Annotated in this window: 9 protein-coding genes, 1 tRNA gene and 1 pseudogene; 3 read left to right on the top strand and 8 right to left on the bottom strand. The window is 69.2% G+C overall.

The window, feature by feature from the left end; genetic code table 11:
• Positions 1-27 precede the first annotated feature (27 nt).
• Positions 28-1038 (top strand): Yip1 family protein, encoded by a 1011-nt coding sequence (locus tag BKI49_RS19740; RefSeq protein WP_095935586.1) that lies wholly within the window; start codon positions 28-30, stop codon positions 1036-1038.
• A gap of 93 nt (positions 1039-1131) precedes the next feature.
• Here the strand turns inward: BKI49_RS19740 and BKI49_RS19735 are convergent, their stop codons facing one another.
• The 4 genes from BKI49_RS19735 to dcd form a co-directional block, all read right to left on the bottom strand.
• Positions 1132-1917 (bottom strand): single stranded DNA-binding domain-containing protein, encoded by a 786-nt coding sequence (locus tag BKI49_RS19735; protein WP_095935585.1) that lies wholly within the window; start codon positions 1915-1917, stop codon positions 1132-1134.
• 209 nt (positions 1918-2126) lie between these two features.
• A complete protein-coding gene (locus BKI49_RS19730; protein ID WP_095935584.1) occupies positions 2127-2609 on the bottom strand; it encodes a PH domain-containing protein in 483 nt (160 codons plus the stop codon).
• Between the two features lie 53 nt (positions 2610-2662).
• A complete protein-coding gene (locus BKI49_RS19725) occupies positions 2663-3172 on the bottom strand; it encodes a phosphoribosyltransferase (protein ID WP_095935800.1) in 510 nt (169 codons plus the stop codon).
• A gap of 20 nt (positions 3173-3192) precedes the next feature.
• Positions 3193-3768, bottom strand: coding sequence for a dCTP deaminase (dcd, locus tag BKI49_RS19720; RefSeq protein WP_028799257.1), 576 nt, complete (start codon positions 3766-3768; stop codon positions 3193-3195).
• A 488-nt stretch (positions 3769-4256) separates the two neighbouring features.
• On the opposite strand from dcd, the gene BKI49_RS19715 reads away from it, so the two are divergent.
• A tRNA-Gly gene (locus tag BKI49_RS19715) sits at positions 4257-4330 on the top strand.
• A 191-nt stretch (positions 4331-4521) separates the two neighbouring features.
• Here the strand turns inward: BKI49_RS19715 and BKI49_RS35895 are convergent.
• Both BKI49_RS35895 and BKI49_RS19705 read right to left on the bottom strand, forming a co-directional pair.
• Positions 4522-4761 (bottom strand): annotated as a pseudogene (locus BKI49_RS35895) (nitroreductase family protein); the annotation flags it as partial.
• Between the two features lie 810 nt (positions 4762-5571).
• Positions 5572-8370 (bottom strand): helix-turn-helix transcriptional regulator, encoded by a 2799-nt coding sequence (locus BKI49_RS19705; protein WP_179332504.1) that lies wholly within the window; start codon positions 8368-8370, stop codon positions 5572-5574.
• A gap of 209 nt (positions 8371-8579) precedes the next feature.
• Here BKI49_RS19705 and BKI49_RS19700 point away from each other — a divergent pair, with 209 nt between their 5' ends.
• Positions 8580-10094, top strand: a complete 1515-nt coding sequence (locus BKI49_RS19700; RefSeq protein WP_257004871.1) for a 4-hydroxyphenylacetate 3-hydroxylase family protein — start codon at positions 8580-8582, stop codon at positions 10092-10094.
• 20 nt (positions 10095-10114) lie between these two features.
• On the opposite strand, the gene BKI49_RS19695 is transcribed toward BKI49_RS19700, so the two are convergent.
• The gene (locus BKI49_RS19695; RefSeq protein WP_095935582.1) at positions 10115-12331 is read right to left on the bottom strand and encodes a helix-turn-helix transcriptional regulator; all 2217 of its coding nucleotides are present in this window, start codon (positions 12329-12331) and stop codon (positions 10115-10117) included.
• Between the two features lie 134 nt (positions 12332-12465).
• Positions 12466-12954 carry a flavin reductase family protein gene (locus BKI49_RS19690; RefSeq protein ID WP_257004870.1) on the bottom strand — a complete coding sequence of 163 codons (489 nt, stop codon included), beginning with the start codon at positions 12952-12954 and terminating at the stop codon, positions 12466-12468.
• Positions 12955-13156: the final 202 nt, after the last annotated feature.

Raw genomic sequence — 13156 nt, 5'->3', positions numbered from 1 at the left:
AGGGGTGCCCGTCGATCCCCCTAAGGGATGTCACAGGTCGGCCCCAATGCGGGGCCCGTTGCCCCGGCTCGCGCACGTCGATCCCCGGGACCAGGTACGTTCGAATACGTGGCTGGATTCAGGATCGGACGCGGCGCCCGGGACAACCGTTCCCCGCAGGCGCGCCCGCAACAACACCAAGCACCGTACGGACAGCAGGGCCCCCAGGGCCGGCAGCAGCCGTACGGCTACCCGCCTGCGCCGCCGCAGCAGCCGTACGGGGGCCAGCAGCAGTACAGAGGCGGCCAGCAGTACAGAGGCGGTCAGCAGGGCGGCTGGCCGCAGGCCCACGGCGGCCACGGCGAGCCGGAGTACTTCGGTGACGGACACCCCCAGCAGGGCCCGGACCCGTACGCGGCGAACAGCCCCGGTCACACCCAGGCCTTCTCGATCGGCGAGGACCCCTACAGCCAGGGCGAGACCTACCGGGCCGGCCAGGCCGCGGCCCCGCCGATCGGGCCCCGGCTGCACTGGAAGGACCTGCTCAAGGGCATCGTGACGGCCCCCAACCAGACCTTCCTGCAGATGCGCGACTACACGATGTGGGGCCCGGCCCTCATCGTGACGTTCCTCTACGGTCTGATCGCCGTCTTCGGCTTCGACGGCGCGCGCAAGGACGCGATCGAGGCGACCCTCTCGAACGCCGTCCCGATCGTCCTGACGACCGCCGTGGCCATCGTCATCAGCACCTTCATCCTGGGCGTGGTCACCCACACCCTGGCCCGCCAGCTCGGCGGCGACGGCGCCTGGCAGCCCACGGTCGGCCTGTCCATGCTGATCATGTCGATCACGGACGCCCCGCGTCTGGTCGTCGCCATGTTCTTCGGCGGCGACGCCTCCTTCGTCCAGCTGCTCGGCTGGGCGACCTGGATCGGGGCGGGCGCCCTGCTGACCCTCATGGTCAGCCGCTCCCACGACCTGCCCTGGCCGAAGGCCCTGGCCGCGTCGGCGATCCAGCTCATCGCGATCCTGTCGATCGTCAAGCTGGGCACGTTCTAGCGGGCCGGACCCCACGCACACATGGGAGAGGGGCTCCCCGGGATCACCCGGGGAGCCCCTCACTCATGTGCCCGCGCAGCCGACCGCTGTCGGCTACTGGACGTCCACGAAGTCGCCGGTCGCATTGACCGCCGGGGTCGTGGCCGTGCCCGCGAAGCTGTAGCGGAAGTAGCCGTCGGTGGAGGCGGTGACGGTCGTCTTCAGGTTGCCCGTCGAGTCGGACTTGATCGTCTTCACCGTGGTGTAGGTGGTGCTGCCCTTCTTGCGGAACTGCAGCTTCACCGACTGGCCCGTGTAGCCGTGGTAGAGGTTGTCCTCCCAGTTGGCCCGGGAGAGCTTGCCGGTGACCGTGATGGTCTTGCCCTTCTTCACCGGCTCCGGGGAGGCGTTGACCGTCAGCTTCGAGTAGCGCTGCACCTTGAACGTGGTGGCCGCGTCCCGGTGGATGTAGTCGTAGTCGTTGGCGGAGACCAGCGTGGCGAGGTTCCAGGTGGCCGCCGCGCCGTTGTCGACGAACCCCGTCGTCGCCTGCGGGTCGAACGTCAGCGTGCCCGTGCACGTCGACGTGGTGGCACTCGCCTTGACACAGGTGATGTCGCCGTCGTCGTACCAGATCTGCGCGAAGTTCGGCTTCGGACCGGAGGCGCTGATGTACGTGGTCTCGGCGATGCCCGAATCGTCCGACGCGGTCACGGAGACCTTGGCGGACACCACGTTGGTGGTACCCACGACGACCGGTTTGCCACCGTTGACGACGACCTTGTCGATCGTGATGTCGCCCGCGCCGCCGTCCTCCGCCTGGGCGGCGGTGGCACTGATCGCGGTGGCGACCAACGCGACGCTGGTGCCGAGCAAGGCGAGGCGCGTGGTTGTGCGCATGGATGTCCCCCCAGGGAGTCTTGATCGTCCAGAGGGAGCCTACGGCGTTGGCCAACGGTTCACCACGCCGTTGTTCGCACGTCTCCGCCGCACAACCCCGTCAGCGCGGGCACCCGTACGGTGCGCGCCGCCCGCGCAGGTCCGAGCGCTTCCCTCGCGGGGCCCGCGAACGCACGGCGTCGCGTCCGGGGTCGGTGACAGATCTGCCGTCAGATTCCACGTGACCCGTCGTGCCGTCCTGCGAACCGTTCGTACGCGGCCCGGAGTTCGAGCATCTCCTCCTCGTAAGGATGTCGACGCTGCGTCGTTCCGTACGGCAGCGGAAGCGGCACCCTGGACCCGTCGCGCAGCACCGCGACCGCCCTCAGCCAGTCGCCCCTCCGTGCGCTGTCCGCCCACTCCACCTGCATCCGCTCGATTCCGGCGACCTCGGTCCAGGCCAGCTGCCGCCACCGCAGGACGGTTCGGAATCGCAGCCCTTCCCGATCGGCCACGAGCCGACGCTGAAAGCCCCATATCTCGCAGCAGAGATGCACCACGACCATGACCACCGCGGAAATGACCGCCGGCGCCTCGCGCCGACTGTGGGACAGGGCGATCGCCGATCCCACCGCGAGTACCGTCAGCGCCGCCATCACCCCGTGCGCACGCTTGGTCCACCAACGCAGAGTCAGCTCGTCTTCACCGGTCACAGCGGGAGTCTGGCACCAGAACCCCCGGGCCGACAGGGCTGCGGTGATGCAGGTCAGACAGCTTCCCTGTTGATCTTTGCCGGATCGCCGGACCTATGTACGGGAGGCAAGACGCTCCACGGGAAGTTGATCCAGTCGTCGGTGCGCTTCCACACGTACTCGCACTTCACGAGCGAGTGGGACTTCTCATAGATCACGGCACTGCGGACCTCGGCCACGGTCTCGACGCAGAAGTCGTGCACCAGCTTGAGCGTCTTGCCGGTGTCGGCGACGTCGTCGGTGATCAGGACCTTCTTGTCGGAGAAGTCGATCGCGTTGGGGACCGGCGCGAGCATGACGGGCATGTCCAGGGTGGTGCCCACGCCGGTGTAGAACTCCACGTTCACCAGGTGGATGTTCTTGCAGTCGAGGGCGTAGGCGAGCCCTCCGGCGACGAAGACGCCACCGCGGGCGATCGAGAGCACTATGTCCGGCTCGTACCCGTCGTCGGCGATGGTCTGGGCGAGCTCGCGGACGGCGCTGCCGAACTGCTCGTAGGTGAGGTTCTCCCGTACGGGGCTGATCTCGCTCACGTCCTCGCCGCTCACACCTGGGTCCGGTGGAAGTTCAGGTAGGACCGGGACGCCGTCGGCCCGCGCTGGCCCTGGTAGCGGGACCCGTACCGGTCGCTGCCGTACGGGAACTCGGCGGGCGAGCTGAGCCGGAACATGCACAGCTGCCCGATCTTCATGCCCGGCCACAGCTTGATCGGCAGCGTCGCGAGGTTGGACAGCTCAAGGGTCACGTGGCCCGAGAACCCGGGGTCGATGAACCCGGCGGTGGAGTGCGTGACCAGGCCCAGCCGGCCGAGCGAGCTCTTGCCCTCCAGGCGCGAGGCGAGGTCGTCGGGCAGGGAGATGACCTCGTAGGTCGAGGCGAGCACGAACTCCCCGGGATGCAGGATGAACGGCTCGTCGCCCTCGGGCTCGACGAGCCGGGTCAGGTCGGTCTGCTCGATCGACGGGTCGATGTGGGGGTAGCGGTGGTTCTCGAACACCCGGAAGTAGCGGTCGAGCCGCACGTCGATGCTCGACGGCTGCACCATGGATTCGTCGTAGGGATCGATCCGCACCCGCCCGGCGTCGATCTCGGCCCGGATGTCCTTGTCTGAGAGAAGCACGCCCTGAGGATACGCAAGGCGCGCGGAGCCACCACAATCGTGATGACGCCACGCGCCCGTCCTGCTCGTTACCGCTTCTCCAGTGCGACCGGCACCACACTGCGGAGCCGGGCACAGCGTGGGCACCGGACCAGCCGGCCGGGGCCGAGCCGCTCGGCCTGCTGCATCGGGAACGAAGCGGTGCTGAACACGTGCCCCTCGGCACAACGGACGACGGTGTGCTCCATCAAGTCCTCAGAGTCCCTTCCCCAAGAGCGCGTCTGACTGACGACGAAAGCCACATTACGGGATGAAAGGGACGGCCCTCCAGGCGGCACTCCGGTCCCGCGCGGGCCCTCCCCCACGCCTCCACCGTACGCCCCAACTCCGGCCGCCCGCAGCCGCATCCACCCCCCGAAAACGCGACCGGGCCCCGCGGCTTCAGCGCCGGGGGCGAGGCATGGGGTACAGTGAGCGAGCATTGGACACCGGTTCAACCGACGTCTTACGCGGGTGTAGTTTAATGGTAGAACATCAGCTTCCCAAGCTGAGAGCGCGAGTTCGATTCTCGTCACCCGCTCCATGATGAAACCCCAGGCCAGTGGTCTGGGGTTTGTTTGTTGTCTAGTCCAATTTGAGGGTGGCGTGCCCTCCGCGCCCCAAGTCGAGGCGAAGCGCCCAATCGAAGGGGTTGCCGGCGGGTCTTCGACCTTCACGGCGACCAACCGTCGCCCTTGGATCAGACGGTGGTGACCACTTGCGCGTACGTCAGACCTCATGATCCGCGGCGAGGACGGCGACGAGCGGGGCTGCCGCGGTCTTGTTGCGGTTGCCCTCGGACAGGTACTTGGCCAGGCGCTCGCGCGCCTGGGCGGATCGGACCAGCACGATACGCAGAGGCTGCTGGTTCATCGAGGTGGGGGCGTACTTGATGAGGTCGTAGATGGCCTCGATCTGATCGTCCGTTACTGGCTCGTCGGCGAAGGAGTCGACGGTCCCCGCCTGCCGGAACAGAAGGTCCTGGGCTGCGGGGTCGAGCGCGAGGGGGGTGGTGAACCTCTGGTGGGTGAGTGTCTGTGTCTGCTGGGTGTCATGGCGAACTGCAAAGCAGAGGAACTGGGCGCTGACACCCAGTAGGTACACGGCAGTCGTGGTCGTGCCGACCAGCCCCCACAAGAGGGGCCCTGAGCAGCACCGTGTCAGCAGCAGGCTGGCCAGCGCGGCGCAAGCCGCCATGGGCAGATGGAAGGCCGCCCAGATCCGCGTGCCGGCGTGGGCGGACGAGTCCGGCGTCATGGGGGCAGTTCCGTGGGCGGCAGCGGCCGACGCGACGAAGGCGAGCGTCGCGCCGGCAAGGAGCGCCAGGACTTCAGCTGCCCCTGGGGCGCGCTGTTCGGACGACGTCACCGCGGTGGCGGTCCACAGTGCCAGTGTGTATCCGTGCGGGGCCGCGCTCGCGGTCACAGCAGCCCGGAGTTGGCCACGGTATCCGCGCTCGGTGCCGGCAGGAGCGCCGAGCCCGACCGCTCTGGGCTGCGCTTGACCATCGGTCGGCGACATGGGCGACGGCCTTGCCACGCCAGTGCTCCTTTCGAGCGCGCCTCGTACGCGGCGCGGGTGTGCGCGAGCGGCACGACTCGGTCGCTGAAGCGCCCGATTGTGATCAACTCACTGATGGCGTCGAGTGCGTCGTGGTCCGGCGGGGCGAATGACGGTGCCGTGCCGGAGGCCACGCCGTTGCATCCAGCATCACGGGCGGTGCCGGAGCCGGGCGTCACCCATTCAAGGGATCATTGCCGCCGTGCCTCGCGGTGGGTGCACCGCTCAGTCGGCCGCGTCGGCGCTGGTGCCCCGCTCGATTGCCAGCCGGGTCAGCTCGACCCGCGAGTTGATGCCGAGCTTGGTGAAGATGTGCTTCATGTGGGTGTTGACGGTGTGCACGGACACGTAGAGCCGGTCGGCGATGGCCCGGTTGGTGAGGCCCTGAACGACGAGCGGGATCAGTTTCTGCTCGGATTCGGTCAGGTTTCCCAACCCCTGGGGGCCGGCCGTGTGGTTCCGCACGGGGGCGGTGCGCACGCCGAGCTGGCGCAGGCGCCGCCTGATCCGTTCTTGATCGCGCCTGGCTCCTGAGGCCGACGCCAGCTGACCCGCTTCTTCGAAGTACGGGATCGCCGGCGTCGTATCGGCCGATGCCGCCATGAGCTCGCCAAGGTCCTCACACGCCGCCGCCAGGGCCAACGGCCTGCCGGTGTTCCGGTAGCCGGTGATGGCGGACGCCAGCGCACGCGGGTCGCGGTCGAGCAGGCCGTCCACGTGGGCGCGGACCGCCCCGATGATCTGCCGGCTCTCGTCCCGTGCGGTCAGGCTGCGCAGTGCGCCGGACACGGCCTGTGCGACCGAAGGGTCCTCGTCCCCAAGCGCGATGCGCACGATCCCGGGCCAGTGGGACAGAGGTACCGCAAGCAGCCGCGTCGGCTCACGGCTTGCGAAGCTTCCCGTGAGTGCCGCCGCCGCCTCGCCGTCTTCGCCCTCCGCGTCCGCCAGACCGGCGCGCGCCAGAGACACCCAAGGACCGTATCGCTGCGTTTTCGTGCCGGAACCGGTTTCCGCGGCGCGGAGGTGGTCCCTGGCCTTGGCGAGGTCACCGCGTCTGATCTCCACCAATGCCAGCACGGAGCGGGCCTGCGGATTCGGCAGAGTGATCTCGAGCTCGTCCGCCACCATCAGACTGGCCTCGGCCTCCACGGCCGCGTCGTCCAGCGCTCCCTGTTCGAGTAGTGCGCACGCACGGGCGGCATGCCAGTGGGGAAGTGACCAGCCGAGGCCCAGCGCCTCCGCTTCGCGCTGTCCCTCCCGCAGAATCCGCTCGGTGTCCGCGAGCCGGTCGGTGCTGGTCAGCACGGTGGCCAGCCACAGCGCCGGAATCCGCGGGGGCCGCAGGTAGAGCGCGGCGGACTGGGTGCCGGCGCGTCGGGTGGCCTCCTCGGCAAGCTCGAGGGCGCGGGCCAGGTGCCCGCGGTAGAAGAATGTCTGCGACTGGAACACCATGGCGCTGACGACGACGGCCGGATCGTGGCTCTGGTAGGCGGCCTCGACCAGGCCGGTGTCGGTCTGCTCGGCAGCGGTGATGTCCCCGAGGTACACGTGGCCCGTCGCCTTGGTCTTCAGCAGCCGGACGCGCACGTGAGGCGGCAGCGCGGGAAGGTCCAGGGCCTGCTGGAGGTGTGTCATCGCGGCGGCGTCGTCGCCCGCGGCCTGGTGGATCTCGGCGGCCACCACGCGCAGGTATGCCTCCTGCAGTGGCTCAAGACCTTCCGGCAGAGTGGCGTCGACCAGGTCGAGCGCCTCGTGAACCCGGCGGGTCCGGCCGAGGTACTTGGCGGCGTCGGTCAGCAGGGAGATGCGACGCCGGTCCTGCGGGGGCAGCAGTCCGGCGACCCGCTGAGCCAAGTCAGCAGCCGCGTCGGGGGCCGACGAGGACAGTTCCCGTACGGCGGTGGACAGTGTGGTCACGGCATCGTCGTCGACCGGGCCGCCCGACATGACGACGTGCCAGGCCACCTCGGCCGATCGTGCACCGACGACACGCAGACTGTCGGCTGCCTCCCGGTGCAGAGCGGTCCGTACGGCCAGAGGCAGGTTCTCGTGGACGGCCTGCCGTATGAGGTCGTGACGAAAGGCGAGTCGCGGGCCGTCGGCCGAGAGCAGACCGGCGCTCAGGGCGGCCTCGACGCCGGCCAGCAGGCTGCCGACATGCCTGTCGAGCATTCGGGCCGCCGTGCCCAGGTCGAATTCGCGACCGAGGACCGACCCGATCTGGAGCAGGCGCACGGCGTCTTCCGGGAGCCGGTCCAGACGTCCGGCGATACTCCGCCGGAAAGTGATGGGGATGCCGTCGTGCAGGAGGCTCGCCTCGCCCGCCTCCATTTTGACGGCATCCGTGTCGGCGAAAGCGCGCACCAGTTCAATCGCCAGGAAGGGATTACCCCCGACGCCTCGCAGGAGCCTGGCCAGACCGGGTGACGGGCTCGCCCCGAGGACATCGGCCGCGATGTACTGCAGCTCCTGCTGTGGCAGGGGGCCGAGGGTCAGCCATCGGGCTCCGAGGCGTTCGAGGTCCTCCCGCACCCTGGCCACGGTCGGTCGCTCGGTGTCCGACCGGACCGCCAGGACCCACAGGACCCGCGAGGCGGCCAGTCGTCCAGGCAGGGTGCGGAGCACGAAGAGCGTGGCCGGATCCGCCCACTGCGCGTCGTCCACAAGCACGGCCACCGGGGCGCGCTGAGCCCGGTCCTCCAGAGCGTCCGTGATGCTGTCCAGCAGCCAGAGCCGCTGGTCGTCGGTGGCTGCGGCGGCTCGGTTGGAACCGTCGGAGGACTGCAACGCGGACAGCAGTGCGGCTCCTGCCGCGTACTGGTCGAGCACATCGGCCCGTATCGACACCACATCGAACCCGGACCGCCGCGCCATCCCGTCCAGCTCCGCGAGCAACCGGCTCTTGCCGACTCCAGACGCGCCTTCCACGACGACACAGGCGCTCCGTCCGCCACGAATCGCGTCCAGGGCCTCACGGACAACCACGATCTCGCGGTCCCGTCCCCGCAGGCGCAGCCCGGTCATGGCCTGGTTCCCACGCCCACCGGCCTGGTCGTCGGCGGGGTCTGTGCTGCTCATGGGGGAAGCATGGCGCACGGCCGCATCCGCCCTCAACGTCGCTCCCCCGGAGATCGCCGCTTTCACCCGGGTGATTGCCGGCTGTGCGCCGTGGTCTCACCCTGCCGCGACGCATGCTCCGTGCCATCCGGATTGCCCCTGGAGAGGAGCACAACGTGCGTACAGGCAAGGAATACCTGGCAGCACTGAACGACGGCCGCACGGTGTGGGTGGGCGACGAACTCGTCGACAACGTGGCCACGCACCCCAAGACCCGGGCGTACGCCCGGAGCCTCGCGGACTTCTACGACCTGCACCACCGCCCGGACCTCCAGGACGTCATGACGTTCGTGGACGAGGACGGCGTCCGGCGGTCCATGACGTGGTTCCAGCACCGCTCCAAGGAGGACCTGAAGCGCAAGCGGCGCTACATGGAGACGGTCCTGCGGGAAACGGGTGGCGGGGCGACCCCGCGTACCCCGGATGTCAACAACTACGTCCTGCTGACCTACGTCGACGACCCGGAGCCCTGGAGCAGCCAGGCCGTCGGCACCGACGGGAGGGACCTGACCAAGGGAATCCTCGACTTCTGGAACCTGGTGCGCGAGGGCGACCTCAACACGACGCCCGCGTTCGTCGACCCGCAGACGGACCGCTCACGCGATTCCGCCCAGGCCGAGTCCCCTGCCCTGCAGGTGGTCGGCACCTCGGACGACGGCATCACCGTGCGGGGCGTGAAGGCGATCGGCACCGGTGCGGCCTTCGGTGACTGGATCCACATCGGCGTCTTCTACCGCCCCGGCATTCTGCCGGAGCAGATCATCTTCGGGGCGGTGAAGCCCAACACCCCCGGCGTCACCATCATCTGCCGCGAGAGCAACGTCCGGGACGGGGAGGAGGTCGAGCACCCGCTCGCCTCCCAGGGTGACGAGTTGGACAGCGTCATCGTGTTCGAGGACGTGTTCATCCCCTGGAACCAGGTGTTCCACATCGGTAACCCCAAGCACGCGTCGCTGTACCCGCAACGCGTCTTCGACTGGCTGCACTACCAGGCCCTGGTCCGGCAGATGGTGCGCGCCGAGCTGATGCTCGGTCTGGCCCTGCTGGTCACCGAGCACATCGGCACCTACCAGCTGCCGCCGGTCCAGACCCGGATCTCCCGGTTCGCCGGCTTCCACCAGACGCTCAAGGCACATGTGATCGCTTCCGAAGAGGAAGGGTTCCACACTCCCGGCGGCCTCTATAAGCCGAACGTCCTGATGTTCGATTTCGGACGGGCGTACTACCTCGAGAACGTCGCCGAGATGGCCCACGAGATCGTCGACCTGGCCGGTCGTGCCTCGCTCATCTTCCCGACCGAGGGGCAGTGGCAGCGGCCCGAACTGCGGCCGTGGCTGGAGGCGCTGCAGACCGGACCGGTCGGCAGGCCGCATGACCGGCTGAAGATCAGCCGCGTGATCCGCGACCTGTTCCTGTCCGACTGGGGCGACCGCATCAGCACCTTCGAGAACTTCAACGGAACGCCCCTGCTGGCCATCCGCACACTCACCATGAAGCGCGCCGAGATGTCCCCGAGCGGCATCATGGCGGACCTCGCGCGCAAGGTCTGCGGCATCGAGAAGGTGGAGGAGGAGAAGGAGACCGCGTACACGGCTCAGGCGGACTACGCCCGACGCCAGGACGCCAAGTAAGCAGAATTCGAGGGCCCGGGTCAGAGCACACCGCGCTCCCGGGCCCTTGCGACCGCTGCGCCCCTGTCGTGCGCGTCGAGTTTGCGAAAGATGGCCCGTACCTGTGTCTTGACCGTGTTGTGGGACACATAGAGCTCGGAGGCGATCTCCCGCAGCGTCAGCGGTCCGCACAGGGCGCGGAGCACTCGGCGCTCCCCCAGCGACAGGTCCTGGGGACCGGGCGCGGCAGGCGTCACGACCGTGTCCTCGCCGACTCGGCCGAGCAGATCCGTCAGTGCCCCTGGCGACTCGCACCGGGCCGCCGCCCGCTCGGCCGCCTCGCGGGCCTCCCGGGCCGCGTCCGTGTTGTGTCGCGCCTTCTCCAGCCGCGCCCGCATGACGTGGCACAGGGCGCGTACTTGGGGTTCGCTTCCGGCCCGGGGCGAGCCCGCCAGCACCGCTTCCGCGTCGGCCAGAACCCGTTCGGCCCCATCGATGTCTCCCTCTTCGAGGAGTACGCCGGCCCGGCCGATGTAGGCGGACATGGCGACGAAGTGCCCGCCCAGACCGGCCGTCGCGGCCGCCTGGAGGGCCTCGTCACTCAGAACGCGCGCCTGCTCGTGCCGTCCGGCCAGCAGCGCGCACACCGCCCGCAAACCCAGCGCGCGGACGAGCACCAAACCGTGCCCGGCGGCGTGTGCGTCACGGGTCGCCTCGCCGAGCAGCGCCTCTGCCTCCCCGTAACGGCGGGTCCACAGCAGAGCGGTACCCCGGGCGGTACAGGCCAGGGCACGCCAGGAAGTCAACGGCATGGTGCCCGCAACGGCGGATTCGCCGAGACGGTCGGCGGTCAGCACCTCGCCCTTCAGACAGCAGGCCACGGCCTGAGCGACGGCTGCCGCATCGGACACCGTGCTGCCTTCGCCGACCGTCTCCGGTCCCGTGTGCCTGAGCTGGGCCACATCCAGCCAGCGCCGGGCTGTTTCCGGGGCTCCCCCCGACAGGGCTGCCATCGCCGCCACAACGCACAATCTCCCGTCGGCGGCGACCATGCGGGGCGGCAAGAGGTCCAGCCAATGCGAGACCTCCGCACCACGGCCTGCCGAGACCGCCTCCTCCCAGCCGTCGAGGACCGACGCGACGGCCGCGGGCTCATCGCCGCCCCGCACCCAGTGCCGTACGGCCGCGGTCGTCTCCCTCCGCCGGGCGTACCACTGAGCCGCCGACCGGTGCAGGGACACGACAGTGTCCGGCCCTTGGGACATCAGAACGTCGGACAGCAGCGAAGACAGGGCTCGGTGATGCCGGTACGCCGACGGATCGGCGGCGGGCACGAGCAGTTGCACGGTCCGCGCGAGTTCACGCAGCACCACGCCTGCCTGCTCCCCGGCGAGGGCTTGGCACGGTCCGGCACTCAGCTCGTCGAGGACACTGGTCCGCAGCAGGAACTCGCGCTGCTCGGTGGTGAGCCGGTAGAGGACCTCGCCGGCCAGGTACTCGGAGACCGCTTGCCTGCCGAGGGCCAACTCCCTGTCCATATCGGACTCGTTCACGGAGCGGGCGAGAGCGCGCCCCATGATGCACAGCCCCGCCGCCCATCCCTCGGTGGCCTCATACAGCGCGCTCGACGTCTCCGCGCTCGGAGCGGATCCGAGCAGACCGGTGAGCACGGCCTGTGCTTCCTCAGGGGTGAAGGCCAGGTCGTGCTGGTCGAGTTCGGCAACCAGACCTCGGGCGCGCAGAGCCGGCAGCGGACTTCCGAGGAGGTGCCGGGTCGACACGATGATGCGGAATCCGTGGGGAAGCCTTGCCAGGAAGTCCCCCAGGCTGCGGACCGCGTCGACGTCCGTGATGGATTCCAGTCCGTCGAGGATCAGCGTGAGCGGCCTCTGCGCGCCCAGTCCGCTCACCAGACTCGGCAGGATCTCCTCGAGCCACGCATCGACCGTCCACCCGTCGTCGTCGAGGCGGGCGGGCAGATCCGGCAGTACCTGGTGCAGCGCCCGCAGGATGCAGGACCAGAGCCGGCCCGGGGCGTTGTCGTAGGCGTCCAGGCTGAGCCAGGCGCACTCTCCGCGAGCCACCAGGCGGCGCGACCACTCGGTCAGGAGCACCGTCTTGCCGGCGCCGGCCGACGCGGAGAGCACCACGACGGGCTCGGTCGCCGCGTCAAGCCGGCGCAGCAGACGGGGGCGGCTCAGAAGATGCGGGGGCTGGGTCGCAGGATGCAGCTTGAATGCCGCAACGGAGCTGGTCATCACACTTTCCGTGGGGTCGTCGAAACGAGCGGAGCCCCCGACGTCCACAGCTCGCCTCGCAGGAGCCGGACATCGGGGGCGGTGGCCGGCCGGTCACGGGCCAGGCGGCCTGGTTCGGACCGCTGCCGCCAGGCCTAGTGCGCAGCCCTGAGCGTGCCGAAGCCGCCCGCGAAGTGGACCAGCGGTCGGCAGTTTGCCTTGTGTGCCCACTGGCGGACGTCACCCACGAAGATGGTGTGATCGCCACCGGGGAGCGCCTCGGCGACGTCGCACACGACAGTCGCGATGGCGTCCTTCAACACCGGCACGCCGTGGTCGTCGAAGGTTTCGACGCCCGCGAACTTGTCCGCTTTGGAAACGGCGAAGTTCCGCGCCAGGTGCTCGCTGTCCTCGCCCAGGACATTGACGGCGAAGCGGCCGTGTTCCGCGATCGCGGTCCGCGTGTACAGGTGGTTGCCGATGCAGACGAGCAGCTGGAGCGGGTCCAGGGAGAGGGCGGACACGGCACTCGCCGTCATGCCGATGGGCGTGCTTCCGGAGCACGTGGTGATCACGCTGACACCCGTGGCGAGCCGGCTCATCGTGGCTCGGAAATCGACGGTCATGTCAAGGGTTTCAGTCATCGCAGGACCTCCGTGAAAGTCGGGAAGGGCCGTCAACCTTTGTTGCGCAGGGCGCTGGATGAACTCACCGTCCTGCTGGGTGCGTTGGCGGGCTTGATCGTTCGAGCGGGGTGGGGAGGCAGGCGGCTGCCCTGTGACGTACGCGAGGTCGGCGTGCGGTGGCCGGATCGTGCTTCGCCGAGTTCCGGGTCAAGTCGCGCGC

Origin of the sequence: Streptomyces sp. Tue6028, from assembly GCF_002300165.1 — a bacterium.
In the GTDB taxonomy this organism is placed as follows: domain Bacteria; phylum Actinomycetota; class Actinomycetes; order Streptomycetales; family Streptomycetaceae; genus Streptomyces; species Streptomyces siamensis.
This window is presented reverse-complemented; position numbering and strand designations above follow the sequence as displayed.